This is a genomic window from Klebsiella sp. HC6 (assembly GCF_022605325.1).
Taxonomy (GTDB): domain Bacteria; phylum Pseudomonadota; class Gammaproteobacteria; order Enterobacterales; family Enterobacteriaceae; genus Klebsiella; species Klebsiella terrigena.
This window is the reverse complement of the sequence record NZ_CP093276.1, coordinates 2,580,084-2,606,344: the sequence shown is the minus strand read 5'-3', so window position 1 is coordinate 2,606,344 and position 26,261 is coordinate 2,580,084. Positions and strand designations below refer to the sequence as shown.

37 protein-coding genes are annotated in these 26,261 nt (G+C 56.4%); 1 reads left to right on the top strand and 36 read right to left on the bottom strand.

Features of this window, described 5'->3' with window-relative positions; genetic code table 11:
• Positions 1 to 4: 4 nt before the first annotated feature.
• The 24 genes from MMW58_RS12720 to MMW58_RS12605 form a co-directional block, all read right to left on the bottom strand.
• Complete coding sequence (locus tag MMW58_RS12720) at positions 5 to 643, bottom strand: YmfQ family protein (protein ID WP_241723519.1); 639 nt, start codon at positions 641 to 643, stop codon at positions 5 to 7.
• Positions 640 to 1,701 carry a baseplate J/gp47 family protein gene (locus MMW58_RS12715; protein ID WP_241723518.1) on the bottom strand — a complete coding sequence of 354 codons (1,062 nt, stop codon included), beginning with the start codon at positions 1,699 to 1,701 and terminating at the stop codon, positions 640 to 642. Before MMW58_RS12715 ends, MMW58_RS12720 begins: the two co-directional genes overlap by 4 nt.
• Positions 1,701 to 2,057 (bottom strand): phage GP46 family protein, encoded by a 357-nt coding sequence (locus tag MMW58_RS12710; RefSeq protein ID WP_241723517.1) that lies wholly within the window; start codon positions 2,055 to 2,057, stop codon positions 1,701 to 1,703. The genes MMW58_RS12715 and MMW58_RS12710 overlap by 1 nt, the downstream gene beginning before the upstream one ends.
• 65 nt (positions 2,058 to 2,122) lie before the next feature.
• Complete coding sequence (locus MMW58_RS12705; protein WP_241723516.1) at positions 2,123 to 2,704, bottom strand: phage baseplate assembly protein V; 582 nt, start codon at positions 2,702 to 2,704, stop codon at positions 2,123 to 2,125.
• A complete protein-coding gene (locus MMW58_RS12700) occupies positions 2,688 to 3,914 on the bottom strand; it encodes a phage baseplate assembly protein (RefSeq protein WP_241723515.1) in 1,227 nt (408 codons plus the stop codon). The genes MMW58_RS12705 and MMW58_RS12700 overlap by 17 nt, the downstream gene beginning before the upstream one ends.
• Positions 3,898 to 5,211, bottom strand: a complete 1,314-nt coding sequence (locus MMW58_RS12695) for a DNA circularization protein (RefSeq protein ID WP_241723514.1) — start codon at positions 5,209 to 5,211, stop codon at positions 3,898 to 3,900. Before MMW58_RS12695 ends, MMW58_RS12700 begins: the two co-directional genes overlap by 17 nt.
• Positions 5,211 to 7,388: a phage tail tape measure protein gene (locus MMW58_RS12690; protein ID WP_241723513.1), complete on the bottom strand. Its 2,178-nt coding sequence runs from the start codon at positions 7,386 to 7,388 to the stop codon at positions 5,211 to 5,213. Before MMW58_RS12690 ends, MMW58_RS12695 begins: the two co-directional genes overlap by 1 nt.
• A 113-nt stretch (positions 7,389 to 7,501) precedes the next feature.
• Positions 7,502 to 7,897: a hypothetical protein gene (locus MMW58_RS12685; RefSeq protein ID WP_227638410.1), complete on the bottom strand. Its 396-nt coding sequence runs from the start codon at positions 7,895 to 7,897 to the stop codon at positions 7,502 to 7,504.
• A complete protein-coding gene (locus MMW58_RS12680) occupies positions 7,897 to 8,271 on the bottom strand; it encodes a phage tail protein (protein WP_154922210.1) in 375 nt (124 codons plus the stop codon). The genes MMW58_RS12685 and MMW58_RS12680 overlap by 1 nt, the downstream gene beginning before the upstream one ends.
• An 11-nt stretch (positions 8,272 to 8,282) precedes the next feature.
• Positions 8,283 to 9,701 (bottom strand): phage tail sheath C-terminal domain-containing protein, encoded by a 1,419-nt coding sequence (locus MMW58_RS12675; RefSeq protein WP_241723512.1) that lies wholly within the window; start codon positions 9,699 to 9,701, stop codon positions 8,283 to 8,285.
• The gene (locus MMW58_RS12670) at positions 9,701 to 9,898 is read right to left on the bottom strand and encodes a DUF2635 domain-containing protein (RefSeq protein WP_241723511.1); all 198 of its coding nucleotides are present in this window, start codon (positions 9,896 to 9,898) and stop codon (positions 9,701 to 9,703) included. Before MMW58_RS12670 ends, MMW58_RS12675 begins: the two co-directional genes overlap by 1 nt.
• Entirely contained in the window at positions 9,888 to 10,538 is a 651-nt protein-coding gene (locus MMW58_RS12665; RefSeq protein ID WP_241723510.1) for a DUF1834 family protein, read from the bottom strand. The genes MMW58_RS12670 and MMW58_RS12665 overlap by 11 nt, the downstream gene beginning before the upstream one ends.
• The gene (locus MMW58_RS12660) at positions 10,535 to 10,963 is read right to left on the bottom strand and encodes a gp436 family protein (RefSeq protein WP_047935319.1); all 429 of its coding nucleotides are present in this window, start codon (positions 10,961 to 10,963) and stop codon (positions 10,535 to 10,537) included. The genes MMW58_RS12665 and MMW58_RS12660 overlap by 4 nt, the downstream gene beginning before the upstream one ends.
• Positions 10,964 to 10,975: 12 nt before the next feature.
• Positions 10,976 to 11,428: an HI1506-related protein gene (locus MMW58_RS12655; RefSeq protein WP_237816776.1), complete on the bottom strand. Its 453-nt coding sequence runs from the start codon at positions 11,426 to 11,428 to the stop codon at positions 10,976 to 10,978.
• Entirely contained in the window at positions 11,429 to 12,337 is a 909-nt protein-coding gene (locus tag MMW58_RS12650) for a Mu-like prophage major head subunit gpT family protein (RefSeq protein WP_237816777.1), read from the bottom strand.
• A gap of 11 nt (positions 12,338 to 12,348) precedes the next feature.
• Positions 12,349 to 12,744 (bottom strand): hypothetical protein, encoded by a 396-nt coding sequence (locus MMW58_RS12645; RefSeq protein ID WP_154968072.1) that lies wholly within the window; start codon positions 12,742 to 12,744, stop codon positions 12,349 to 12,351.
• Complete coding sequence (locus tag MMW58_RS12640; RefSeq protein WP_241723509.1) at positions 12,737 to 13,822, bottom strand: phage protease; 1,086 nt, start codon at positions 13,820 to 13,822, stop codon at positions 12,737 to 12,739. The genes MMW58_RS12645 and MMW58_RS12640 overlap by 8 nt, the downstream gene beginning before the upstream one ends.
• Before the next feature lie 234 nt (positions 13,823 to 14,056).
• The gene (locus MMW58_RS12635; RefSeq protein WP_237816779.1) at positions 14,057 to 14,602 is read right to left on the bottom strand and encodes a phage virion morphogenesis protein; all 546 of its coding nucleotides are present in this window, start codon (positions 14,600 to 14,602) and stop codon (positions 14,057 to 14,059) included.
• Positions 14,592 to 15,863, bottom strand: coding sequence for a phage head morphogenesis protein (locus MMW58_RS12630; RefSeq protein WP_241723508.1), 1,272 nt, complete (start codon positions 15,861 to 15,863; stop codon positions 14,592 to 14,594). The genes MMW58_RS12635 and MMW58_RS12630 overlap by 11 nt, the downstream gene beginning before the upstream one ends.
• Complete coding sequence (locus MMW58_RS12625) at positions 15,856 to 17,424, bottom strand: DUF935 domain-containing protein (protein WP_241723507.1); 1,569 nt, start codon at positions 17,422 to 17,424, stop codon at positions 15,856 to 15,858. The genes MMW58_RS12630 and MMW58_RS12625 overlap by 8 nt, the downstream gene beginning before the upstream one ends.
• The gene (terL, locus tag MMW58_RS12620; RefSeq protein WP_241723506.1) at positions 17,424 to 19,127 is read right to left on the bottom strand and encodes a phage terminase large subunit; all 1,704 of its coding nucleotides are present in this window, start codon (positions 19,125 to 19,127) and stop codon (positions 17,424 to 17,426) included. Before terL ends, MMW58_RS12625 begins: the two co-directional genes overlap by 1 nt.
• On the bottom strand, positions 19,117 to 19,491 hold the full coding sequence (locus MMW58_RS12615; RefSeq protein ID WP_241723505.1) for a hypothetical protein: 375 nt from the start codon (positions 19,489 to 19,491) through the stop codon (positions 19,117 to 19,119). Before MMW58_RS12615 ends, terL begins: the two co-directional genes overlap by 11 nt.
• Before the next feature lie 3 nt (positions 19,492 to 19,494).
• Positions 19,495 to 19,824, bottom strand: a complete 330-nt coding sequence (locus tag MMW58_RS12610; RefSeq protein ID WP_241723504.1) for a ubiquitination-like system serine protease family protein — start codon at positions 19,822 to 19,824, stop codon at positions 19,495 to 19,497.
• Positions 19,825 to 19,827: 3 nt separating this feature from the next.
• Positions 19,828 to 20,037, bottom strand: coding sequence for a hypothetical protein (locus MMW58_RS12605; protein WP_146411148.1), 210 nt, complete (start codon positions 20,035 to 20,037; stop codon positions 19,828 to 19,830).
• 40 nt (positions 20,038 to 20,077) lie between these two features.
• Here MMW58_RS12605 and MMW58_RS12600 point away from each other — a divergent pair, with 40 nt between their 5' ends.
• Complete coding sequence (locus MMW58_RS12600) at positions 20,078 to 20,566, top strand: hypothetical protein (RefSeq protein ID WP_241723503.1); 489 nt, start codon at positions 20,078 to 20,080, stop codon at positions 20,564 to 20,566.
• Positions 20,567 to 20,610: 44 nt separating this feature from the next.
• On the opposite strand, the gene MMW58_RS12595 is transcribed toward MMW58_RS12600, so the two are convergent.
• From MMW58_RS12595 to MMW58_RS12540, 12 genes are all read right to left on the bottom strand, one after another.
• The gene (locus MMW58_RS12595; RefSeq protein ID WP_237816787.1) at positions 20,611 to 21,111 is read right to left on the bottom strand and encodes a DUF1804 family protein; all 501 of its coding nucleotides are present in this window, start codon (positions 21,109 to 21,111) and stop codon (positions 20,611 to 20,613) included.
• A 1-nt stretch (position 21,112) separates the two neighbouring features.
• On the bottom strand, positions 21,113 to 21,427 hold the full coding sequence (locus MMW58_RS12590; RefSeq protein ID WP_154968090.1) for a hypothetical protein: 315 nt from the start codon (positions 21,425 to 21,427) through the stop codon (positions 21,113 to 21,115).
• On the bottom strand, positions 21,424 to 21,669 hold the full coding sequence (locus MMW58_RS12585) for a hypothetical protein (protein ID WP_020804737.1): 246 nt from the start codon (positions 21,667 to 21,669) through the stop codon (positions 21,424 to 21,426). The genes MMW58_RS12590 and MMW58_RS12585 overlap by 4 nt, the downstream gene beginning before the upstream one ends.
• Entirely contained in the window at positions 21,666 to 22,301 is a 636-nt protein-coding gene (locus MMW58_RS12580; RefSeq protein WP_241723502.1) for a hypothetical protein, read from the bottom strand. Before MMW58_RS12580 ends, MMW58_RS12585 begins: the two co-directional genes overlap by 4 nt.
• A complete protein-coding gene (locus MMW58_RS12575) occupies positions 22,291 to 22,539 on the bottom strand; it encodes a DUF2644 domain-containing protein (protein WP_047935294.1) in 249 nt (82 codons plus the stop codon). Before MMW58_RS12575 ends, MMW58_RS12580 begins: the two co-directional genes overlap by 11 nt.
• Positions 22,521 to 23,174 carry a glycoside hydrolase family 19 protein gene (locus MMW58_RS12570; protein WP_237816789.1) on the bottom strand — a complete coding sequence of 218 codons (654 nt, stop codon included), beginning with the start codon at positions 23,172 to 23,174 and terminating at the stop codon, positions 22,521 to 22,523. The genes MMW58_RS12575 and MMW58_RS12570 overlap by 19 nt, the downstream gene beginning before the upstream one ends.
• A gap of 81 nt (positions 23,175 to 23,255) precedes the next feature.
• Positions 23,256 to 23,747: a hypothetical protein gene (locus MMW58_RS12565; protein WP_241723501.1), complete on the bottom strand. Its 492-nt coding sequence runs from the start codon at positions 23,745 to 23,747 to the stop codon at positions 23,256 to 23,258.
• A 9-nt stretch (positions 23,748 to 23,756) separates the two neighbouring features.
• Positions 23,757 to 24,191, bottom strand: coding sequence for a Mor transcription activator family protein (locus MMW58_RS12560; protein ID WP_241723500.1), 435 nt, complete (start codon positions 24,189 to 24,191; stop codon positions 23,757 to 23,759).
• On the bottom strand, positions 24,136 to 24,612 hold the full coding sequence (locus tag MMW58_RS12555; RefSeq protein WP_241723499.1) for a gp16 family protein: 477 nt from the start codon (positions 24,610 to 24,612) through the stop codon (positions 24,136 to 24,138). Before MMW58_RS12555 ends, MMW58_RS12560 begins: the two co-directional genes overlap by 56 nt.
• Before the next feature lie 59 nt (positions 24,613 to 24,671).
• Positions 24,672 to 24,887 (bottom strand): hypothetical protein, encoded by a 216-nt coding sequence (locus MMW58_RS12550; RefSeq protein ID WP_241723498.1) that lies wholly within the window; start codon positions 24,885 to 24,887, stop codon positions 24,672 to 24,674.
• On the bottom strand, positions 24,868 to 25,569 hold the full coding sequence (locus MMW58_RS12545; protein ID WP_241723497.1) for a nucleoside triphosphate pyrophosphohydrolase family protein: 702 nt from the start codon (positions 25,567 to 25,569) through the stop codon (positions 24,868 to 24,870). The genes MMW58_RS12550 and MMW58_RS12545 overlap by 20 nt, the downstream gene beginning before the upstream one ends.
• A gap of 138 nt (positions 25,570 to 25,707) precedes the next feature.
• Positions 25,708 to 26,253, bottom strand: a complete 546-nt coding sequence (locus MMW58_RS12540; protein ID WP_182204891.1) for a hypothetical protein — start codon at positions 26,251 to 26,253, stop codon at positions 25,708 to 25,710.
• Between the last annotated feature and the right edge of the window lie 8 nt (positions 26,254 to 26,261).

Below are 26,261 nucleotides of genomic sequence, written 5' to 3'. Positions count from 1 at the left end.
TTCCTCACAAATACCAGATGGTGTAATTGCCTATTCCGTCAAACTGCCACGAACCATCAAAGGTTCGTCCCTGAGGAATAGGCCGGTATGTAAAAATACAAAAGGTATGCGCAGGTTTCAGTTCATTAAACCAGGACTCAATCACCGGGTCGCCAAAGTTCTGTAATGAATCTCCGGCGCAGGACTCACCTGCACGAAAATAATAAGATGGGGTATAGCGCCCCATAATATTGACCTGCCATACCCACATAAAACCGTCTTCATTGATATATTCACCCGCCGCACTTTCACCGGCGCGGAACATATCCAGCTCTTCAATGGTGATGGTATAGCCGGCTGATTTTGCCAGGCGGATAAAATAGGCGCGGCTCAGACCGCCCACCTCCGCCAGTTTGATCAGCACCATTTCAAGACGCTGCTGCCAGGAATCATCATCCGACGGCGTGATGGCCAGCACCCGTTCCCAGTCCGTCAGCAGGTCCGCTGAAAAAAGCGGGGTGATCCCGTTAAGAGCCAGTCCCGCATACTGGTAAGTGGAGTCAAAGACCTTGCCTTCTGCTGTCAGTTCCGCATTAATACGCGGCTGTGCCGGACTGTACGCGACCGGTGGAAGGAGATTAGCCAGCAGATGACGAGAATTCATAGGTCAACCACCTCAATGGTGCCAGGGCGGATCCATTCGACCACTGACTCGTCAACAGTCGGCAGGACGTTACCTACAGGCGCGACCATATTACGGTCAACGACGCCGGTCACCTGAGAGACAATCATCTCAGCATGAGATTTAATAAATGCCTCTCCGGGAGCCAGACGGGAAATATAATCCGTCAGCGCCGCGATAATATTTGCAACGACCTCCGCAAACGTGACACCCGATACCGAAATACGCACATCAATATCAACCGTTTTAAAGGTCGGAGCCAATACCAGAAAATCCTTTGCCGTTACGGGGCGCTGGTCGTCGATATACGCCTGAACGGCCGCAATGATTTCGGCAGAGGGCGCACCACCAGCCGAGGTGATGACCACATCTACCGTACCCAGCCCGCGCCGCAGGGGATAAACATAGGCCGCTGTAACCCCGTCGACGGCCATCGCCCAGCGGCGGTAATCGTATTTATTTCCGCCTGCTGGCGGCCGGCGAATAATATCGAGCAAGCGGGCCAGCAACTCGCCATCAGACTCTGCATCCGTTCCTCCCGCCATCACACCGATAATTACGGTGCTGTCGAACCCCGTGGGCGTGCTGGTAAATGTGCCTGATGTGGCGGCAGTGGTATTACCGGCCGCGCCGGAAGTGGAATAGCTGGCTGCCACCGTGCCGTTACCGTCACTGTCCAGCGTCGCTTCGGCTGTGGTAGTCCAGGTCAGCGCACCGCGCGTCACGGTATAACCTGCTGCCGCTGATGCGCCAGGTTCACCGGTGACGGACATAAAGCCGCTGGCCGTGGTGGCCGACTTTCGATATAACCCGCGCGTGCGGGCGTGCCATTCGAGAAATTCGGTATCGGCCGTGTCAGGAAATATCTGGCGAACTATCCAGCCCTGATACTGATAAATACCGGTTGCCACACTGGCTACGGCGCTGGCGCGGATATACAGGTCGCTGTCTTCACCGATATCTGCGTCAGTATTCAGGTTTTTAATATCGCGCAGAATATCACTGCGGATATCGTCAAACGTCGGCGTGATAAACGGCATTAAATAACCCTCACAAAATGCTTAACGGTGACGGTAATACCATCGGCCTGAATAACGGTGATCAATAAAAGGAGCCAGCCCGGCTCCCCCTGAAAGGTTTCAACTGTGATGCTTTTTGCCCGACCGTCAGTATCTGACGTCAAGGGTGCCAGCGCCTCTTCGGCATACTGGCGGGCAAGCTTATGTACGCGGGTTACATCTTTCTCTCTCCTCAGCAGATAAAGCTTTGAACCGACATCAGGCTGCGCCCACCACGAGCCGAGCGGGATGGTCAGACGCAGATACACTGCGTTAGCCAGGGTGCTGGTGCTCGTGCCGGCGTAGTCGCCGGTTGTCGGGTCTAATAGTCTGTCCACGCTGCCATGATGACAGCGCGTACAGATACGAACAGACAGACAGGTGTCAGTGGGTTTGGCGGAGGTTACATAGGCTGGTTCGGTTTGCTCGTCGTGCCGGCATCGCCGCCATGATCGTGGTCATGGTCGTCGTAGGTCTCGCGTATCGCATCCAGCGTCGATTTACCGTCGGCCAGCTGGTTGCTGGTTTTGAGTAGCGGGGTCTCAAAATTCGCGCCGACGGTGGCGGTGACGTCGTAGTCCTCAGCCTGCACGGTATATTTTTTGGCTTTCACGAGGTACTCGTCGCACTCTGTCTCGACGATGCGGCCTTTTTTGATATGCACATAAGCGCCTTCCTCGGAGTAGATGGCCATCTCACCGCTGGCCACCTGCAGGCGGTATGCGCCGTTCTCGGTAGCAATGATGATGGCGTGCGACGTCTGGCCACCGATGGGGAGCACGATACACTGAGTGCCGGCAGGCGGGCAACTGGTAAACCCGAAGTGCTGGAACAGTTCGGCGTCCTGCAGCTGCTCGCCAGCGAGCCCTTTAAGCTGCACCTGCTGAATACTTAAATCGCTTTTAACACGGGTTAAACGCCCCCTGAAAGCAAGGCGAATACCGCGCAGTGCAGCACGAATACGTAAATCAACCTGGCTCCACATCGATTATCGTCTCCTTTTTCTTGCGTTTCTTGCGGCCCTTTTTCTTCTTCGGGAAAGCGTCTGGTATCCACACACCATCCTCTTTCAGCCTGAGCGTGGTCACCGCACCGCCCGGACGACCGCCAGTGAACTCCCTGCCCATCAGAAAATAGACGGCATCGATGCCGTGCGGCTCGCTGATCACATGGATGCGCTGCCCGGGCTCCCATAACACACCGTCACTGGTGCGGTGCCCCTGAACGCGGGCAATCAGGCTGTAACCCTCCAGACGCGCATCGGCCATCATCTTACGGGCGCGGTAGCGGACCTGTTCAAGGTCATCGGCATCATGCATGACTACAACCTGCGGCCGGTAATAGGCGACCGTCGGATCCTCTACGGTAAACGTCAGGCCATGCTGGCCGGTCTCAGGGAGACCCGTCTCGAGTTCGGTGTCGGTGGTGTCCACACCCTCAGTCACCGTCATTGAATCTGTGCTACTGACGTCGATAACCAGCGATTTCTTTTTATTGGTCGAGTGTGCATGCCCCTGCGCCAGCACCGTCAGACGGGAAAAGCTGCGCTCCATACTGCTTTCATCGGTGAGGCTGAGCAGGTTATTACCCTTGCCGGAACGGCGCATCACCAGCGTGGCCACCGGCGCGGCCGTGTAATCCGGGCCACCGATTACCAGCGTGCCGTCCGGGCGGAACCATGGCCATAGCCCACGACCGGCACAGGCCCGCAGCAGGATATCCCATGCCCGCTCTCCCGGTTCGGTGGTGATTTTGTCATTACGGATGGAGCTCTCGGCGTGCAACTCGATGTTTTTGATACCCAGTGGCCGCACGACCTGGGCGATAACCTCTTCCAGGCTGGCCTGGCGACTGGTCAGTAAAGGTGATGCACAGTCCACCAGGATGGCCGCGCCGTCACGGCCATTGACGGACAGCGAGACCTGATCGCGGCTGACGGTACGCGACACGCGGTCGATACGCCCGGTCATCACCACATCCGGCCCGACACGCACCTGAACTGGAACGCCCCGGGCTACGCCTTCAGGGAAGATGCCGGCAGGCAGGCCGAGACGCATCGACCAGGCATCGGCGGGGATCAGAAAATCGCTGTCGATACCGTAGCCGGACCAGTCGGAATGCACTTTACCGCCGACGATGACAGAGACTTTGTCCAGGTCAGCATCCTGCGCGGCCTGCTTATTCTGCATAGCCATTCAGCACGTCTCCCGGGATGATGTTATTCGGGTCCCGGAGGGACGGATTGAGCAGCTTCAGCTCGCCGGCGCGGCTGTAGTCGCCATACCAGAGATGCGCCAGCAGGTGCAGGTTCGTGGCGCCGGCCACCGTGCGCTTAATCAGCGGTGGTCTGGCCTGAATCAGTGCCAGCGCCATCACCTGCAGCGACAGCGCGGTATCGCGCAGGCCATCAATCACCGGCTGATATTCCAGGGCGATCGACGTCGCCGAGCTGCTGACGGTCGCCATCTCTGCCGCCCAGGTACTGCGCACGCTGTCGATGGCGTTCTGCACCGCCTGACGGGCATCACCGGCGATCAGACTGATATCGTCAGGACTCAGCGCAGCGGTGACGGTCTCATCACTCAGGAGGTCAGCCGCCTGCTGGGCCAGCTCAATGGCCACAGCCAGCAGGGTCATGGCAATCAGTTCCCGGATATCGGTAGTGGTAACGTTCGCCGGCATCTCGACGGAGGCAGTGGCATCGCCGGTGACCAGGCTCGCCGGCAACGCAGCTACGCTGTCAGCCTGGGTTTTTACCGCTGACCAGTCAGCAAGAACCACGGCCGGCGCGGAGGCATACACGGCAGAATCTGAGCTGATGGAACTCATCGCCGCTGAACTCTGCAGGCTGAGGGCCGACTGAATGTCGGTCATGAAAGCGGACGGGAAGTTAACAAAGTCCGTGGTGCTGCTGATAAAGCCGGTGATGTCGCCGCGCAGAACGGCAACCATATTCAGCGCGGTGACGCCGAGTGCCTTAGCCCGGGCCATATACTGCCGCGCTGTTCGCAGCGGCTTCATGGCGTTATCCAGCAGCGTGGCTGCATTATCGAGGGTGCCCTGAGCCTGATTGAATATGGCGTCGGCCTGGCTGAGCGGCCACTCGCGCACAAAGAACTCGACATCCAGACCTGACTGCAGGAACTGCAGATCAACGGTGCAGTAGTCGGGGCTCTCGGCCTCGTGATTCACCTGGTAAACGTAGCACTGCATGTCCGGCATGGAACCGAACACCGGGTGAATCAGCTCACCCGGCCCGCGTTTATCGAGGGCCGCGATAAACGCCTGCAGCCGGCTCTCGTAGTCGTCACCGAAGAAAACCGCCTGACACTGCAGGCTGCGAGGTTTCGCGCCGAGATCATCAATATTGGCTCCGTTGCGGTACGGGTACTCGTGCTGGGCGATATCGCGCTGCACGCTGTCACGGGTGTTGATGATATCGAAGGCAACGCCCCGGAAGCTGGCGTCCTGCAGATCCGTTTCCCATGCCATCAGTGCGGTCCTCCCTGTGGGCCACGGGTGGCTGACTGATTGTTAACTTCATTCACGGCCTCAGCAATAACCCGTCCATCCAGTTCAACCTTGGTCGTAATATTGATGGGCGGCTGCTGTGCCGGCGTCTGGGCGAACGGAGGCACCGGGTAGCCGTTCGCTGACTCAGGAACGCGAATATCTGTTGGTGGCGTCCACCATGAGGGTACCGTTCCGCTGGCTTCATCTTTATCCAGACGGGATAGCCACTCTTCATTTTCACTGGCATAGCCTTTGCCAATCTGGTACCAGGGCTGATAAAGCTTTCTCGCTTTATCAATACGCTCCTGACTGTAACGGGATCGTAAGGCAGACCACCTGGCCGGACCATTAGTGATTTCTTCGTCTTCGTCACGTGTGGTGAAAGTCGCGATTGCTGTTGCCGACATTCCCGCACCCAGCAGTCGGGTTCCCCATCCCCACGCGCCTGGCTTGCCTGGTGGTAAAGTTCCTGGAGGTAAAGGAGAAGATGATGGTCTGATTTTACCGCCAGTAAGAAAGTTGAGCGTGGCAAAGGCGACGGCAGCAGCCGTCATCGCTTTAATACCCGTAGTGGCACCGGAGAGGGCTGTGGTCAGTTCAGGATATTGCTTCGCGTAATCAACAAGTTTTGTTGATAAGTCCCCGTATAGGTCAGCCAGAGGCTTCATGGCATCCTGTTCGGCAAAGACCTTTTCAGATTCAAGCTGCTGCGATTTGAAAGCATTCGTGGACGACTTCACTTTAAATGAGGCTGCACCTGAACCTTCGGCATCCCTGGTTCCCGCCTGCTGTTCTTTAATATAGTCCTTGTACAGGATGCTGGTTTTGAGTGCCATCTGAGCTTGCTGATCCGCAACAATTTTCGAAACAATTGAGGCGACCACAACATCCAGCGCTGCGTTAATATCCTTTTCCCGGTCTGTGCCCTTATATTTCTTCGCATCTGCCCTGAGAGACTGTACCCGTTTATCCTGCGACACAATGCCTGAAACTGCGCCCATAAAAGCATCGGGGGTACTAACTCCGTTCATCCGTTGCTGGGCCAGATAATCGGTGTAGTTCATCACTTTGCCGTTCACCCGGAATTTATAGTTTTTCAATGCGTTCTGAGTGTCTGCACTGGTGATTTTGTCCAGGAGGTTATTGATGTTTGTTGCGGCCTGACTGTTGTCACCCGCAGTAAGCGAGTTCGCCTGATACCAGGCCGCAAGTTTATCGACGTCCGCAAGGCCAGACATACCAATTGACTTAGCTTTGGTCATCGTGGTTGGCATAGAGCGAGCCATATCGGCCAGCTCATAACTACCATTCTCCCCAGAACGAACAAGCTTATCGAAAAGTGTCGGGACTTCTTCAGGCTTGATACCAAAGTTAGCGATAGCAGCGGAAGCAATCTTAGCCAGATCTTCGGGATTAGCACCTGATGCGGTCGAATACCGCATAACATCCGGCAAAATCCCCATAGCAACTTCATTACTTACCTGACCACCGGCAAACAATGATTGCAAGGTACCCTGAGCCTGCTCAGGTAAACCGCCACCGTACCTTACGGCTGTTCGGATGGCCGAGTTCAATACCGGGATTTTTTTTAGACGATCTTCGGGAGGTAATTGGTTGTAGCCGGTGTTGGCGATGTCAGCATTTTTATCTTCATAAGCCATTTGCCGCTGAACCGGGTCTTTAATAATCATGGCCGCAGCGGTAACGCCCCCGGCAATCGCCGTAACGTTTCCACCCCACATTCGGGCGCGTTCCATGCGGGACATCGACTGGCCAGCACCGTTGAGCTCGGTACGCAGCTGTGATACCTGATTTGTCATCGCCCGGAATGCACGAGTTTGTTCATTAGCAGTGAGTGTGCCGGTCCGTAACAGACGGTTATAAGCAGCCTGCGTCTGCGCAATCTCGCGCTGAATGTCACGCTCCGAGCGGATACCTAATGTCGAACGGGCACTTGCGGCTCGCTGATATTCCTGCTGCAGTGTACGGGAGGCCCGGATACCGCTCTGTGTTGACTGCTCACGGGTGCGGGCGGCATCTTCATCGGCCTTTTTGTTGGTGTTAATCTGTTTGAAAATATCAGATAACGCCTGGCGCAGTACCTTAGAGCCCTGATCTCTGGCCAGCAGGGTCATGGCAAGCTGTAGTGAACGCATTTACCTTTTCCCCTTCTTTTTCCTGCGGGAACGTACATGAGGTGCACGGGCTGTTGGCTTCCTGCCATGCAGCCCGTCGAGGTCATCCAGCCAGCGAGTCAGCTCGCTGACGGTCATGCCTTCGATGCGGTCGGCGCTGATGCCGAATCGTCCGAGGATGAGGGTTGCTCGCCGGAGGCCGGTAAGCTTTTCTGAGCAAGCATCCGCTTTTTTTTAAGCCCGGCCAGCTCTGCATCAAGGATATCCAGGTCCTCTTCTGTGAGGTTGTCCAAAAGGAAATCCACAGTAATGTCGTCCTTGCTTAAGGTGCCAAGAGACTCAATAACTTCTGCCAGCAATGCTACGCGGTAGTGAACATATGCCGCTGGCGTATCGGTTTCCCCCAGAGCCTCCATAGTTGAAGCCAGTGCCTTGACGGTATGCCTCATGACCGGCAGGGTCACGGTGTAGTCGTAAAGAATGACGTCACCATGAGGGACGCCATACAGCAGTTGTCCTGATGCTTTCATTAGCCTTGTACCTTACGCAGTGACTGGATGGTGAGGTCGCGACGGGCTTCCGTGTCCACGCTGTACTGTTCCCCGGTCTGGGTGGTGAAGCAGTCCAGGTAGGAGTAAAGCGGGTTGCCGTCCATATCCATGGTGGTCAGTTTGGCCCCGACCATTTCATCCCAGTCCGGCTGAGCAACGTTTTTCGGCATCACGACAGTGATCTGCAATGAATGCTCGGCGATGCCTTTCGCGTAACCTTTGGCGCGGCCGGTGCGGTTCATGGTTTTGACCAGCTTGCGGCCGGTGTTCGTCTGAGGCCGGATGTCGGTCACCTCAATTTCCAGACCATCCACATACAGGACGATCGCGCCGACGTATTCTTCAAGTGCCATTTAAATACTCCTTATAAATACAGGTCGATGACACCGGCAAACACATGCAGGCCGTTTACCACGTCCGCCGGGATACGGGCGTTAAGGCGGTTGTTGTCCTGGCTGTCGCGCTCGACAATCAGTTTGTCCTTATTCGCCTCAACGTTTTCAATAATCTCCAGCTCTTCCAGCTTCAGCAGCACGTCATAGAGCTCGCTTTTCACCAGTGGAGGAGTGCGGGTGGAGAGCTTGCTGCGCGGGAACCGCAGTGCAATACGCTCCCGGCAGGCTTTGCGCACATAGTCCAGGGTGCGGATGGTGGTAAGGTCCAGCAGGGACACATCATCGACGCCGCTGGCGTTACGGGTATAGGTCGTGATGGCCCGGACGATCTGGACCGTCTCACCGGCTCCCACTTCGAACGGCACCAGGCCGTTATGCAGGGCGCTTTCCTGCTCGGTACGCCCCGGGCGGCTGGCGAGGTCGGTCACATCGAGCGCCATCGTGAGGGTATTCAGCGGTCGGGCCGGATCTTCTTCGCTGGCAATACGTGCGCCGTAAGCCGCCGCAATCTCTGCCGGCAGCATGACGGAACCGTTATGCCAGCCCAGCGTGATGCGGGCACCATTGAGCTGTGACGCCAGGGTGGTACCGGCGGCCAGCGTGCCCGGCCAGCCCGCGACGCCGATCGCACCGCGTTGTTCCATCGGACCGGAAACAAAGTCCAGGTGGGTGCGCAGCGCGGTCAGGGTGGCCTGGGTAGCAAACGGGCTGATGATGATGTTATGGCCAGCGGCCACAACGTTCGCCAGCGCCGGCGCAATATCCGGGTCAATGTCTCCGCCAGCCATCGCCGTCACTACCGTGGTGGTCCCCGTGGCGGTGGTCTGTGCCCGCAGGCGGATCCCGTTGCCGGCAGCGCCTTTGTTCTTCGCCGTCAGCGTCAGAACGCCGGCAGCGACAGCGGCGGTGACGGGCAGTTCAGGCTGATTGTCGATAGCCGTTTTCATGGCGGCAGCGATGACCGTTTCCGTATCGGCCGCGCTGACGGCCACATCCACACGAGTGTTCCCTACCCACAGGCTGACCACGCCCTGCGAGCTGGCCGGCCCGGTAATGGTTAGTGTGCCAGCAGCGGCAGTACCTGCCACCGCATCGCTGACGCCGATTACGGTCAGATCGAGATAGGCATAGGTATTGATAGCCGCCACTACCATCAGGTGTGCAACGGAGCCGTAACCGAAGTACACCGCCGCTTCATCGGCACTGAAAACGGACGTGGCCGTCAGTGCGGCAAGACTGCCGCCGGCGAGCAGCGGAGCCACAATCAGCACCTTCTGCGCGTTCGCCGGCAACGTGCGCACCGCGAGTTTTGTGTTGAACTCGAAATACTGACCCGGCTTGCGGATGCTCGACGCGATATTGTCGAAAGAGATATTCGGGCTGGACATTATTTTGTTCCTTTGCCGGTCGTTGCCGCAGCGGCTGCCTCATCAACAGTCGCATCCGTCACTTTCACCAGGTCGCCATCATTCAGGCGGCGCTGGTAGTAGTTGCTTTCGGGAACCTCTGCAGGCTCCTGTTCGATGTAGCGGCGGGCATTATCCTCGCGCGGTACTCGGATCCCTTCACGGGCTTTAACTTTCATGATGAATAATGTCCTCAGCTGCGAACGGCTCGTCACCGTTCAGAAAATACTGCAGGTCAGTGGTCAGCCAGGCCGGGTCATCCGGGCTATGCGCTCCGCCATACTCGCCAAAAATCTGGTCAGGATGACCGGACGGCAGGTCCGCCGGTGCCAGCGGGAAGCGGCCGTTCTCCAGTGACTCCGAATCAAAGCGGGTGTCAAACTCACAGGCAAACACCGACATGGCGGCCTTCTGAACCTGCGTGTTAAACAGGGTACGAACCTTGCCCGGCATCAGGTGGTCAATCTTGAGCCCCAAATCCTGCCGTGCCAGCAGCCGGCGGATGGCGTAAACCAGCTGGTAAGAGCCGACCTCATTGAATGACGGTCCGCCGTGGCGGGTAGCCTCATCACTGCGCACGCTTCGCGCACCGGCGATGACCACGAACCGCCCGGTATCCCGCCACTTATTACGGGCGGTACTCAGCAGCTCTGAGCCCTGAATACCGCCAAAGGTGACCCAGACACCGGGCAACCGGCGAATGACCTCAGCAGGTTCGCCATCGAGTTCGCCACTGTAGGAATGCACCCCCTGGACTAGTTTGCCGAGCCCCCGGGTGAGCCTGTCGATAATGGCGGATTCGATTTGCGTGATAATCAAAATGCACCTCCGCCCGTTTTATCGCGCCCGAACTCCCGGCCAGCCGAGGAAAAGCGGGACTGACGACCGCCCTGAGCGACTGAACCATCTGGCAGACGGCCCAGCGTGATGCGGCCATCAGCAACACGCTCCAGATACCTGATTGCGTCTTCATAACGTTGACGTATCTCCTCCGTGTTCTGCGTCTGCGCGCCGGTCAGTTCGTACCGGGCGATGTCGCAGCATTTACCCGTCAGGATCCCCGGGGTATCGGTCCATGGCACCGGATAACGGCCGGCGAGATAGCTGTCGATAGTGGCGGTGGCCCGCTCAAGGCCACCGTTCAGCACGTCGTCGTCAATCTCACCGGTAAAGTCACGATCGGAAAGCGCGATACATTCCGTTTCACCAAACTGCCTGACCATATCTTCCCGGGTGGCGTACATAGCTGACTCCGTTTACTTTTTCGATTTCGCTGAGGTATCCGCAGCGGCTGCATCATCTACAGCGGCGCTATCCTTCGCCTCCGGAGCTGACGCACTGCCTGCCGTACCGTCAGCGGCGTTATCCTTGACCTCCGGTACAGGCACGCTGCCTGATACCGTCAGCTCAGCCTGCAGGCGGTCTCGGTCAGCGGTCATTTCAACCAGTTGCTGCATCAGGCCAACCGAGTCCTCTTTGAGCTGCAGGACGACGGTTTCCAGCTCCTGAATGCGTCCCTGCGCGGCCTTCAGCTTGTCGTCATCGCCGCTGAGTGCGCCGATATGGACAACCAGTGCCGGCTCGGCACGCAGGATGGCGATCTCTTCGTCCGTAAAATGGCCATCCGGCCAGGTCACCGGCACGTCACGGTGTGCCACACCACAGCGACGGAACCCGTCGCGCTTGGAGGTAATCGTAATTTCAGGCATTTATGCATCCACCCCGGTTGAACCAAAAGCCATCTGCCAGAAACCATAACCGCCGTTGGAACGGGCTTCGGCACCAAATTTGTACTTCTTAATCAGGAAGACGTCGTCGCTGTCCATGTTGGTCTGCTCGACGAACACCGGCTTCTTACGCTCCTGATACACCAGCGGCTTGACCGTTTTGGTGACGTCAAACAGGTACCACTCGGTATCCGTCGCCAGCCCCGGCCAGACGAGCACTTTTGCCGTCCCCTTGTAGATGTTCGGCGTGTTGTCCGGGAAGCGATCGGCCGTCATCAGATAATTGGCGATATCTTCCAGCGCCGGCGGGACAACCAGCAGACCTGGCTGAATACGCAGGCTTTCACCTTCGTCGTCCTTGAAGTTACGCATCGCCGCACGGGCGGCCCCGAAGGATGCCTGAGCAGCAGCAAACGAAGCCGCCGACAGCGCTTTGGTCCCTTTGTTCGACGCCACGCCTTTACCGACTGGATGATCCGTATCGAAGAAATACTGGCCGTCATAACAGAAATTGGTGAACCCGCCGCTTAACAGTCGGCCGATGATATCCGCCGGCAGCTCTGCCGCTGACTGGCCTGCGCTTTCTGCCTGCTGCGCATAACCCAGCATGGTGTCGTCATCGATATCGTTACGGTCGACCTCAATGGTCGCTTCCCAGTCTTTGTTACGGATGGTGTAGTTAAACGCCTCCAGGGCTTTCACCACTTTTTCACCTACCCATTCACGCATTTTCGGGAAGCGTGACAGCCAGGCGTAGTTCTCTTCTTTAGTGGTGGACGGAACGACCATCGCAATCTGCTGCCAGTCGTTGGGGGTCTGAGCAAACGCATTCTGAAAAGTCGTCTTAAGACCGATAAAAATGGTTTTCAGGTTTTGCTTGTTCACTAACACGGCAGTTCTCCTTAAATTTCAACCCAGACGCCGTCAGATTCGACGGCAATAACGGTACCAGCCACCGGTCGCGCATTGGTATTGCTGGTTTTTGCCACGGTAATGCTGTCGGCGACATAGCAGGATTTACCGACCTCTGCCTGGGTCACGGCATCCCCGGACAGGTTGGCCAGCTTCCAGGCTTTCCCGCGACGCACCATCACTGACGTGGCCCCGGCTGCGCCGGCGGTGTTATCCGCGTACTCATCGGAGACACCAAAGATGGTCAGGGTCGCGGTGGCGGCGGCAGGAACCGCCAGACCACTGGCATTCAGGCCGACCATATGGCCGCCATAAATCATCGTGGCCGCAGCCACCGGCGCGGCGACCAGCTCGCCATTACGCCAGGGAGTGTTACGATCAGACATTGCTGTTTCCCTCTTTAAAATCGTTAGGATCAAGCCCCATCAGGCTCAGTACAGCCGGGTTCAGCTCATCTTCAGGCTCATCGACCGCGCGGGACTGCAGGCCAGCTGGCGGACGGCCACCAGTCTGGGTGGTGGTGAGCGCGGCGATGCGGGTCTGTTTCGCCAGGTGATCGCGGAGTTTGTCGGGGCTGGATTTTGCCAGCGCCTCCGCCCAGCCTTTCTGCGCCGGCAGCAAACGGCCATCAGACAATGCGGCCTGAATCAGCTCAGAGGACTGCTGCAGGGTCAACTGCGCAATTTGCTCATCGCCGGAGGCACGGGCCTGCTCGATGGCCTGATTCATGATGTCAACGGAGACCCAGAGTGCCGGGTCCGGGGTTTCAACCTGAGACGTCAGCGCGGCGACGCTGGCTTCCAGCCCGTTAATCCAGGCAAGACCGGCGGCCGCCTGACTGTCCGAAGCCTTAATTTTGTTAATGAGCTTCTGCAGTTCGTTGAGAATGTCGGCTTCGGTTGACGAAAGCGGCAAACCCAGGAACCAGCGAAGCTGTTCCAGCAATTCATCCATCGTTGTGTCCTCAGTTGAAGTGGCGGCCAGGAGTGAAGCAGCGGCAAGCATTGCCTCGTCCATACCGTCCAGGGCGGGCGTGTTGGTCAGGGCCGCGTTGATTAACGTGGTGACCAGACCAGTCGCGTCGTAAAGAAATACGGGGGAAATAAACTTGTACTCGCCCGCGTCGATAGCGGCGGCGGCAGCTTCAGTCCATTCAACATCCACCGCAAACAGGCCAACCCCTTCACGCCATTCCAGCTTTTTGAACCAGCCGGAAGCCGGAGCCGGCTGGCCGTTCTTCGCTGATCGCAGAGTCTGGTGTTCGTAGTCGATGACATAGGGCGTCTGGCGGGCGTCAGCCGCAGCAATGAGCGCGGCCGCGATAGTGCCGTCAATAAACCAGCCGTCAGGGCATTCAGCCGGGCGACCGTCGCCGGCACGGAAGGTGCCGGCCGGTAACAGCTGGATCACGCCGCGAGTGGCGGCGTTGATAACCTGTGAGAGTGACGCGATACGAGTTTTCATGACGCCGACATTACAGGGATATTTTCGGCGCAACAGATTGACGGGTGTCAGTGGGTATATAAAGGAAGAGAACGCGGAAACATCATGTCACTCTGTCAGGGTGCAGGGCAATAGCGCTAAACGCTTTTAAACTGCTTTTAAAAACGTCTGAACACCCTTTGAAGGTAGTTCCGTTCCGTTTAACGCAAAGCAACGCCCTGTGATGCGTTACAGCGCGTTTTCGGTTTTAACGGGTTACCGGTAGATCTGACTGAAATAATCCACCGACTTTTCTTCCATCTCGCTGATGTCAGATTCGGTGAGACGCAGGAACGGACGCGCAGGCATGTTGATCTCGTACGCGGGGATAGTATGCCACTCGCTGTAATTAGCCTTGCTCTTGCGGGCGAACTTATTATTCAGCGTGCCATCCTTGTTCTGGTGATAGTACGCCTGCTGGCTGCGGGCGGGGATGTTAATCTTCCCGCCTGACTGGTGAATGCCGCCGTAGATAACATTGGTCCCGACTGTCGCCATCTCATTGTCGCTGTAAGCCGTGATGCTCGACGCCAGCCGACCGGAACGCTGGAGTATTTTACCGCCCCGACGCTGTGCCCAGTAGGCGTTGCTTTTCCAGTGCTGCCACTTTGGCCGACCCTGCTGCTCAAAGTTCTCCTGAACTGAATCCTCCATCATCCCGGCCAGCATCTTCATCAGCGGGGCGCGTTTCTCGAATTTGTTGATCAGCTCACCCAACGAGCGCTCAAAGTCGGTGACGTCAAAAACGATGTTATAAGCCATTAAACGACCCCTCCAGTAACGGTAATTCCGCCAGCGACTGCAGGGAGGTCGGCGTCAGGGCTGCGCCACCGTCCGGTAACTGCAGTGCGTAGCCGGTCGCATTCTCCCCGGGAACGGCCCTGACCTGGTGGAGTGCGTCGCCGTTGCGGATGAGATAAAGCAGGTCGTCACCGTCAGCCACCACAGCGGCGGGCTGACGCAGCTGTGCCGGCAACAGTTCCCAGAGCGGACCGGGAGACTGCACCACCGCGCTGTCGGTGACGGTCATCACCGCCGAGTCAGGCATGCGGCCACGACTGGCCAGTGCATCGAGCGTGCGGGTGCTGAGTGCGCCGGCGTGACGGAACGACCCGGCAGGCTCCCGTAGCAGCGAATGGTTGACGAACCGGCGCATATCGGACGTGATCGCGTCAAGCAGCTGCGGTTCGGCAAGGGTGTGCTGCACGGCCAGCGCGGCCATCTTCGGTGGTGCTGTGGTTGAGCGGTCCATCAGGCGCTGACCGAGACCGGCCAGCCAGCCCTGACCCGGATTGTGGCCGAAGCCGGCATCCGGGGTATAGAGCTGGCCGTTATAGCGGAACGCCTGCACCTCGCGGGTATCCTGCGGCCCCCACGCCTGCTGCACGGTTTCCAGATGTCCCTCGCTCGACCAGACGGTGATGCTCTTACTGTCGATATCGCTCTGCGAACGGGCTCGGACACGGCAGCGGCATCCGTGGCCATCAGGCGGGTAGGAAAATTGCCAGATAGGATCGTCATAGCGGGCCGTCAGCCCGTTCAGCGCCGCATGTACGGGCCGGGTGCGCAGGTCCATCACCGCCACACGCGTCCAGTACGGGCGGTCAGCGGCATTCTCCATCTGCTGAGCGTAGCGGCCGGCACCGTAGGCAGACTGCATATTGGTTTCAAAGATGGTCCGTAGCCGGCGCGGGGTCAGTTGCTTGCCCTCCAGTACGCCATCCTCATCGGCGACCAGCTTCGCCTTATCCGTCAGCCAGCCTTTCTGCGTCAGCTTCTGCGCCATCTGCCGGCGGAACTGCTCCAGCGTCAGCCCGTTGTCCAGGGCGTCCTGCAGGCCGCTGCGAACATCCAGCAGAATGTCCTGACGCAGAATGCCGGCGACGGTGAATGCGGACGCGTGCGCCCGGGCTTCCACCTCATGCCAGTTAAAGCCGACCGCGTAACCCTTGGACTGGAAATACTCGATGGCCTGCGCCGGCTTCAGGCCGATCGCATAGCTCAGGTCAACGCTGTCAGGCATCGGAATTCAGCCGCCCCCATACGTCCGCGACAAAAAGTGCCTGCTCCAGCAGGGTCACCAGCTCGCTGTCATCCAGGTCAGGATAACTGCCGGCAATGATATCCATCGCCTCATCCGGCAGTTTGCCGTCCTGCAGGGCCGCAACCAGCGGCGCAATCAGATTCTGCATGGCGGCGGCGATCTTCTCCGGTACCGGTCGGCCGTTATCCAGCGCCTCCTGTGCAGGGTCTGACAGCTCTGCTGCGGTGGTCAGGGCGGCAATACGCCGAAATCGCTGACTCAGGGCAACCGGTGCTGATCCGCTGGCTGGTGAGGGAGCCGCCAGCACCGCCTCATCTTTCTGGGGAACCGGGATACCCAGTTTTTTATGCACCCAGGATGCAGGGATACTTTTGACGCCGGATTCCACCAGGTTTTTCACGCCGGTAGAGAAGGTTTCGATCTCTTCGATATCACGGGTATCAAATACCAGCTTAGGCAGCTTACGACGGGAGACCTCGTACCCGTTGATACGCAGCAACATATCAATCATGTTGCGGAAGAAGCCCTCCAGCTGGCGGGCATCGGCAACAAGAATGTCGTGACGGACGTCGTTATGGACGTTCCCCAGCGCATTGGTTGAAGTCTTGCCATCGGCCTGGCTGGTGAGCGTTGCGCCGAGGATCACTTTTGACTGGGTACGCTCACACCAGTCCATCATCGCGACGAAGGGATCAGCCTGGCCTGAGGCTGCTGACTGGAAGGTAATTTCAGTACCCTGCGGGACAATACCGGCTGCATTATGACCGAGGTTGACCAGTGCTTCATACAGCGCATCTTTGTCATCATCTGTCGCGCCGGACATATATTTACCGACACGCAAAGGCAGACCGTAAATCTCCAGGAACTCCGCCAGATCGCGAACAGAGAAGTTTTTGAACAGATATGGCCATACCAGCACGCGATACAGCCCGGACTGGCCGGTAAACCCGGTTTTGGCGTTATGCTTATGCACCATCCAACCGAACGGCATCAGCTCTTCACCATCGATGCTGCCATTATTGAGCCGGATTTCATCGCCCCTGTCGGGTCGCGCCTGGAACCAGCGGTTCGGCCGCAGTTCTGCGGAAGAAGGCAACCAGACGTTCTCTTCCATGTCCCACGTCAGCTCCTGACAGCTGAAGCCATGTCCGATGGCGTCAGCCGCCTGCAGGATGATATCTTCCAGATTGTCCAGGGTATCGAACCATTCCTGAACCATCGCCGCGATGTTCTTCTCTTCAGCCGTCGCATTGCGGCGCGGCTCAATACTCCAGTCCAGCCCCAGCAGCGCATTCTTACGCTTGGCCATCTCCGAAAAGATGTGACCGTCTCTTTCGATCATGTCGTCAAAGAGGTCGGCCTGTGCAGAAAGATATCCCTGCTCGGCTTCCTGCAGTATCCGGGGCAGACGGCGAATGGTCAGCCCCCGGGAAGGGTGAGCAGGATACGTCCTGTTTAACTGTATCATCCTTGCGGTCTGCGGTTCTTTGGTCACCGCTTTGTCAAACGGGCGACCGAACTGGTCAACGATTTTTCCCATTACCATGCTCCGTTACCGAAGCGCGAGCGGCTGCGCGGGCGCTTCATGTTTGTCTGTCGGTTATCTTCGTCCCGGTCATCGTCCTGCCGGCGCGGTACCTGCCGGAATCCATCGCGTGACCCGAAGGAATTACACAGCGCCCAGAGCATATGCAGCGCATCGGGGCCATCATCGTGGTCGGCTTTGGGGAAGTGTCGGAGCTGTTCAATCAGGGTAACCTGGCTCGGATGCAGGCGAATAAGCCCGTTAAACATCCATGGCTGCAGGGACTCAATACGCAGGATTTTGTCGGTATGCGGTATCACCGGCATCGCCGGAACCGGCACTCCCAGCTCAGCGGACTGGCGGACCAGCTCGGTGCGCAGGAACTCCTGAAACTGGACGGCTTCAACCGACCAGCACAGGCACGCGTACTGGCGTTGCATCTCGATGGTGTCACTGATGATGACGCTCGGCAGGCGCTTTTTAATGCGGGCTTCGACGACGTCAAGAATGCCGGTGATCCGGTTAAAACCTCCGACCAGAATCGCTGACGGGTCACGGGATTTGCCGTTCTTACCCAGGCTGGGGTCGATACTACCGAAGAAGGACCACTCCTTCAGGCGGTTAACCCAGAAGTTGATGCAGGTGGCGAACGGGGCATCATCGCCGCTGACCGGGTCATTTTGATACTCACTGTCGAAGGTGCTATGACCGTCACGGGCGCGGATTAACATCAGGGTATAGAGCGGCCGTGCGGACCAGGAGACCACCGCGCCGGCTTCCATCTCGTCCCTGTGCTCATCGTAAAACGCCCGGGCCAGCAGCTCACCGTCCTCGTCGTTGTTACGCAGGACTTCTTCCCACTTATCCCAGAGCGTCATGTCTGACGGCCAGGTAATAAGGGCTTTAAAACGTTTGCGTTTCCACAGGGGATTTTTCAGGGTGCGTGACAGCACCGAGTCGTAATGCAGAATGGTCCCGATGTAGATCACATCAAACTTGGCCCCCGCGCCACCCAGCGGCAGGACGGTTTTTTTCAGCCAGTTATCCAGCTTGTCGCGCTGGTCAGGGTTGCGGACCAGCTCATCGTTCTCAATATCATCCAGTATGGCCAGGTCAGGGCGATACGGACCATGTCTCAGGCCGCGCAGTTTTTTACCACTACCGGCCACCTGAACCTTGATATCGGTGGCGGTCAGGATGGTACCCATCTGCCAGACACGTCCTGCGCCACAGGCTTCAGGAAAATCCATCTTCAGACGCGGGTTCCAGCAGAGTTCTGCCTTGATGGCCTCCAGCATCGGATACGCCTGATCGATACTGTCCATGATGATGACCGGATATTTTTTTAGCTCCAGGATAATGCACCACAGCGTGCAGAGCTGGCTGACGATGGTCGATTTGGCCTCACCACGGGGAGCCGCGATAGCATCCTGCTGACTGACGGTCGCGTTAACGATTTCAGGCAGACGCTGAAACAGGAACTTGTGCAGCTCAGACTCGTCTTTGTGGCGGATATAGTGCGGGAAATAGTTCTGCACGAAGTAACGAAAACCGCTGACCGGATCCCGGACCGCCTCCCGACGCAGGTTCACTGCCTCCTGCGACGGGTCGAAGCCGACCTGTTCCGCCTCGATAGAGCGACGCAGCGACGCGGCCAGCTCATTGAGTTGGGCCTCAAACTCCTTTTTGTTGAGACTGACGTTCTTTTTACGCGTCACGGGTTTGCTCCGAAACTGCCGGTGCTGCTAACTTGCGCTCCAGCTTAGCGATCAGCTCCGCTTTACCTGCAGCCTGCAGGGCGTAAACAGCACTCATCACGTACCATCCTGACCAGACCGCGAACACAATGAATGCCACATCCGTCAGGACGTCATAACAACGACGGGGCAATGAGCGGTGTTCATATTCGCGCTCAAAGACAGTCTGACCACTGGCACTCATCAGACCCACAAGGTTGATCACCCCGACGAACCAGCCGGCAAAATAACCGATATTCAGCAGCCGTTCATCGGTCCACATAACACCCAGTGCTAACGTAACGGCGACGATCGCATCGATAAGCAGGCTCAGTAAAAATTTCATCTGTCAGTCCTCAATGCGGGGTAAAGGCAGGGTCTGCCCGGCCAGTTCATGCGTGCAGTCCGCCAGATACTGGATAAGACCATCGCGCACAAAGCTGTGGCAGACACGGTGCTGGTCCTTAGTCCGGTCATCAAAATGCGCCGGGTTATCGCTCGGTTCTTCCCAGGTCACCAGGATGCTGGGATTAAAGGTCGGGCGAACATAATCATGGTTCCAGTCCCAGCGCGGGCCACCCCCCTGGCCAATGGTCACCTGATGGGGAAAACCGCAGCCCGGGCAGATGAATGACAGGCGATCGTGAGACACATTTTTCACAACGGCGGAAATAAACACGATTTATTCCCCCTTTAACGCGTCATTAACAGCGGTTTCAAAGCGGTCTTTCGCGCTCCAGCGTTCGTTACGCATAGAGTATTCCAGCTCTTCGACGCGACCATCGAGCAGGTGAACCTCGATACGCTCTTGAAACTCTGGTGCGATGACATAGGCCACCTGGCTGGCCATCACGCTGATGCGGCTATTCACCCTGATTAATTTGTCAGCCATAATAAAAATCCTCTTTAATTTCTCCGCAGGAGAGATCGCTATGCAGGAAAAGCATTTCGCACTTCTGGACGCTTTGTGCCGTCACGAACTTCAAAAACCATTCCTAAGTTGCCAACCCGAAAGCATTGATGCTGATACTGTTCTTGAATACATCTGGCCCTTACAGGACCGTTTCAGAAAACGACTCCATCAACTCAAAACCGTCCGCTATCGTCGTCAATACGAGCGCGAGGCTGATAAAGCCATTCGCGATTACGTGTTGAACGATGCAAGCTGGGACGACATACCACTGGTGGTTCTGCGCGTTCTGCTTGAGCGTTATCAACAGTCCATCGTTCTTTGTGTCGCAAATACGCTTGATAAAAGCCGCCCCCTCATGCATATCCCGGCTAACCTTTCCCCCCATGCGAAAACAAAATTTGCAGTTGCTTTTTGGTTGTACTTAATGAAGCTCCCGTATGAAGTGACTGACGAATCAGCTCTCGACATTGATTCAGCGTTTGCCGGTCTGTCTGGCGGATTGCACTGAAACCCCGCTGATGAGCGCTGCTCAGCAGCGCTCTGAAATCCTGATTAGCCATAATGTTTTTGCACCTCATTACCAAAGGGTTCCAGCACCTGGACGAACGCTTCCATGTGCTTCGGATAGTGTTCACTGATGAAGGTAGATAGCATCGTCAACACCTCCATTGCCGTGGCCAGCTGCGAGGTCTCCGGCAGAACGCGCTTGCTTGCCACGGTCGCCTTGTTGAAAGCATCACTGAGGCTGGCCAGCAGCTCGACGCGGGCCTGTGGCGGCAACTGAGAATCAACATTGAGCTGTTCGATGGTGGTCTGATACTGGACCAGTAACCCCATCAGAATGGCCCGGCCGACGTCCTCCATGCCGTTCCCCGCCAGCACGTTCGCCGCGCGGAGCTTGTCCCAGTCGTCGCCGTTGTCCTGCGCTTCCTTCTTCCAGCGTGCGGCCGTCGCAAAACTGACCCCGCATTGCGAGGAAACGATCTGCAGTGACAGCTGGCTCTGAATATAAAGCCGCCGTACTTTTTCCCTGGTCTCGGGCGGATGCGCCATATCAGAACCCCATCTTGGCCTTGATCAGTGAAATGGTCGTCACGACCAGCCCGCCAGACAGTGCCCCGGTCAGCCCGCCAGAGATAGCGCCCTGACGGATAACCCGGCTTTCCATGGCATCAATACGCCGATCGATACGCATTACAGCCCCGGAAATCTTCTCCAGTTCCGGCATGATGTCGGGAGAGAACGGCCGGCGCTGTTCCGTCAGCAACTGCTGCAGGAGCATTAACGGGTCATCGCTGGCCAGCCTGACCGACGGCGCAACGTTTGCTGTAGTGATACGACGCTGGCGCCGTTTTTGTCTGGCCTTCATGTCCTGTCTGCCTTCTTGTCCAGTTTTTCGAGTACACGATCGACCGATTCCTTGATATCGCGGATGCGGTCAATCAGCTGGTCATGGTCGCGGCGGGAATCTTCCCGGCGCTGATATTCATCCTTGATACGCTCTACGGCCTTTTCGAGATCGCGAATATCTGACTGCAGCCGGCGTATCCAGATGCCACCGAAGAGACCCAGACCGCCGAGCAATATCTGGTAAATCTGGTCCGGGGTCATTGCGGCTCCTTTCCGTAGAGCTGACGGAGGGAGTTCAGTTTGAGCCGGAGCTTCTGACACCATTCGCCGTAGCCGTTGCTGTTGTCGAGGATGCCCCCGGGGGAGAGTCCGCCACCGGCGCTGCCGGCATCGGCGGAATATCCAGCATTTCCGCTGTTGGCTGCTGACAGATATTCACTGCAACCGGGTCCGGCGGAATAGCCGAGGTTTTGTTGGTACAGGCAGAGAGCGCGAGGGCCGATACCAGTCCAGCTATCGCCATCGTTACGCGTGAGTTCATTGATTTTTTCCTTCAGTTTTTGCTGTGCGAGCGTCAGTTCTTTGCCTTTGGCCAGGAGCTCACCAGAAAGCTTGTCCGCCTGCTGGCGGTAGTGTTCGGCCAGATTTACCTGAGCCTGTAGCTGCGACTGATTTTGCCTGGCCTTATCAGCATCCGTTTTTTCACGGTCCACCTTGTAAGCGTCGAACGCCCTCTGGACAGTGGCCGTCGCGTTGTTCGCCGTCTGAACGTCACCGCGCATCTGGCTGGCGCATAACTGAATACCAATCCAGATCCCCGCAAACAGAATCAGCGCGACAGCAACCAGCCAGGGGATCAGCGGTTTTATCAGCGTCCAGAACTTACTGACCATCGGGGGTTCCTCCGTTAGTCGGGGCGGCAGGCTGATCGCGCTTCATGGCCACCAGTTTTGACCCGATGTTATGGCCTGCCCACGCGACGATGTAGGCGGTAAACATCCACTCCTGCAGCTGCAGGCTGTAGCCGTACCAGATGACGATCGCGGACGTGACCAGAAAGGTAAAAAAAGTAATGGTGTCGGAGGTGCTGAGCCGACCCGATGGGTTAGAAATCAGTTCTTTGAGGGACATAACGCCCTCCGGGCTTTCTCGAAGAGCACAGCTCGGTCATCGAGACCAACCAGCGCGGGATTAATTTTGCGGGTGACTTCGACCACGTTGGCCGCATCCGCCGGCGCATTACAGCCATGCTGATACCAGTACCAGGCGGCAGAACGAGCGGCGTTAACCGGGTCAAGTAGCAGGTCGGGATTGTTCAGCAGGTCAAGCCCCAGCGCCTGCCCACAGGCCCGATAGTTGTTTTTGAGGGTGACCTGAATCAGCCCACGGCCGCGATAGCGCCAGCCGTCGCCGGTGGATTCGGAGCCGTTGCCGCCCTGGTTGGCATACACAAAATTGGCGGTCGCTTCTGGCCTGCCGACGAACTGCTGGGCCAGTGCCAGTTCTGACGGCTCAATCTTACGATTTTTATTGAGATCGAAGTCGGAGCGAAAAATCATCGCCAGACGCGCAGCATCGCGGTAGTACAGGCTTTCGACGACCCGGGTAAACCGAAGACTCTCATGCCCGAGCTGCGCGATAAAGCCAGCCTGCCGCAATGGGGTATTGATAAAGAATTCGGCCATGGCCGCATTCAGCGGATCAAGCCATTGCTGCGCTCGCTGTTGAGTAATGCCGGCGGCACGCTGGAAGTCGTTGAGATTCATGAACTGACACCACAGGGAGAAAAGGTGGTGTCAGTATCGCGGGAGGGAGATCAGGAAATCAGATTGACGGGTGTCAGTGGGTTATGGCGTAACGTCAATGATTTGAAGCTGTTCACTTTCTTCAATCTCTTTTGGCGGAGGATTATTTATTGCATACACACAATCATTCGCCTGCTTGATGTAGTGATTTGCAGCAACCTTAAGAGCTTCAGGATCGTCTTTAGAAACACTGTTTAGTCTCTGCGACCAGAAATTATAGGCAGCTGACGGTACAGAAGTACATGCATAAAATGGGGTTGGCTTAAGTGAGATATCACCATACAAATGCTGGATATCCTCTCCAAGGATTATCAAATGTCGGCTCATCGCTCTAACCTCTGGTGTTGTGTACCCGAGATTTTTGTACATCGTGATTATTGCATCGGACGCTATAAGCGTTTGCTGAACCTCATTCAGCATTTTTTTAGTTTGTTCTAACTGCATTTGATACGTTTCAACTGCCTTCGCATTGGACACCATTTTTGCAACTGAACAAGAGCTCGTAACCAGAAGAAGTAAAGCTATATATCTCATAAATCCTCTTTAAAACAACGAGTCTTGATTGTATTCAGTTGAATTTTTCCGCTGCGCCAGTAGACGCCAGCCGGTGCGATCGCCAAATCCGTATTTCGGACACAGTAATGTCATGGCCATTAACGAAGAAACACCTTTCCGGCTGGCCTCGTCGAAGTCTGCCAGGAACTGCAGGTTACGCAACTCGCGCAATGCCAGCTCGCAACGGGGCAGATAAAGCGGGAATCCTCCGAAATGTTTAAACAATATCTGGGCGTTGTTGTCACCGATGGTATCGCGAAGGAGAGCGGCGCGTTGAGCGCCGAGGGCACGCAGACCTTTTCCGATCGGGAAGGTAGTGCCACCGAACGCAGACAGCAGCCGCTCGGTGGCCGGGAAGCCGATGAGGTCAGCTATCTGAATGACTACCGGAGGCAGTAGCTCTGTTACCTGTTGCAGATTCATCGGTTGTCTCCCGCTTTTTACGCCGCTTTGCGTCAATGACCAGCGCCTGCATCAGTTTGGTTAACTGTTCGCTGGTTAACCATTCCACGCGCTTTACCTGGAACATATGATCGCACATTTTCTCGGCATAATTCCACGGCCGTTTTGCATCTGCAAGCAAAGCTTCAATTTTGCTGAGCGTGGTTTTACGTGGACGGGCGACACTTGGCCGCTTTCCGTGACGCGCAGACTGGCGCGGGAAACCCTGATCGTGCATGTATTCACGCACGGCCTGCAGCTCGTCGAGGGAGCATTTTGTGGATGAGGTTTTGCCGTTGCACAGGCGGGCCAGAACGGCGCGATACGTCGCGTCATCCCAGCCCAGATGAGCCTGACCGGCTTTGATGGCCCCGATAAGGCCGCGTTTTGCTGGAGTGGACATATTGCCTCCTGTTGGTTGCCATTACGGCAGGCACTCCGCAAAGTGCCTGCAAGAATGACTCACTGAATGGGTTCGAGTTTGTTGACCGACACGCCCCCGATTTTCCCTTCAACCCGGACGACCAGCCGGCCGTTACGTACATGCCAGGCTTCCGAGATGGTGACAACTTCTTCCACTTCAGGCATCCCGGGAACGATGTAATACCGGAACCGGGAGCCCACTGGATAACGCCGGTTAAAATTGCTGGCGGTCATATTACGCAGGAGGCTCTTCATTGTTCCCCCGAAGGCAATCAGCGATGCTGATAAGGCCGTTATTTTGCAGATAACTCATCGCCGCTTTAGGTAATTTGTTATCAGGGTTTACAGAGCGAAGTGACAGGGAAAGACGCTTGACCCACATCACTAACGTACTGGTCTGGTGGTCGGCAGGCTGTGGAGCAGCATCAAGCCATGAACGAGCTGATGTTTCAAAATCATCAAGACGGGAATAATTCTTGTGTCTGATGCTGATAACTCGGTTTTGATGCGCCATATCATTGTCAGCACCGGAGATCCCGTTATAGCGTGCGTCAGGAGGAGTAAACCCTATAACCTGATCTCCCTCTATGACCAGACGCAGCAGCATAGCCAGGTTGTCAATGATTTCTGATTCAACGTTCGACCACTCTTCGCGCCCTTCTGTGTAGTGGATTACGGCCTTTATCACCTCGCCGTGCTCTTCTGCCACCTTGTTTAGTACGTAATTCGGCTGCGGATACTTGCGCATCGCCTTATCAGCCCTAACTCTTGCAGCAGATATCAGCAATGAAAAATAATCTTGCACCGGCATTTCGCTGTCGATAGTAGTCAGGGCCATTCGGGCAAGTTCAATGCCTTCCTCCTGACTCTGGCGAACGGAGCCGTACGCAATTGCCTCAAGACGTTTTCTAGTGATGGTAAAATTGTTGGTAATCATATTGACTCCATCAGAATAAATTAAAAATAACGGAAAGAATTAGAGCGGCACTTAATGTGCCGATAATCCATTTCCAGAATGATGCGCGTTCAGACGATGACTGAAACCGGGATGCCTCACTCATGAGTTTTCTGTTCATCATCTGCAATCCATTCTGTCAAACTCGAACATAAACCGGTCCTGCTGCGTCATGCGGTGACCATGAATAACCCACTTAACTGCACCAGGTGACATTTCCATTTTTTCAGCAATAAGTTTTAAACCCATTCCAGCAGTATGGAGCTCACGACAAAGCAATACATCCTCATCGCTGTAAATGGCAGCGGGATTATTTTCTCCAATACGTAAAAGGGATAGCTTCATGCATGTGGCCTTACCTTTTACAGATTGCGGACTACGACCTAATGTTCTCGCTATATCTGCAGGTGCCATTTTTCCGGCATTACGTTTGAGGAAATTTATTTCGTCTTCCCCCCAAGTCTTATAACCTTTCAGTTTCTCCAACCCCAGACTGTGACGTTTCTTTGCAACTGAGTGGCGACTACGCTTCAGGGCTACAGATAATTCATTTAAAGACAGATTGTTACCACATTTGATTAGGTAGCCTATCTCCCAATCACTCCATTTATTCCCATTCAGACCGGGGTGCCATTTTTTGGGGCCATTACTGTTCCAATCCCACATGATAATCA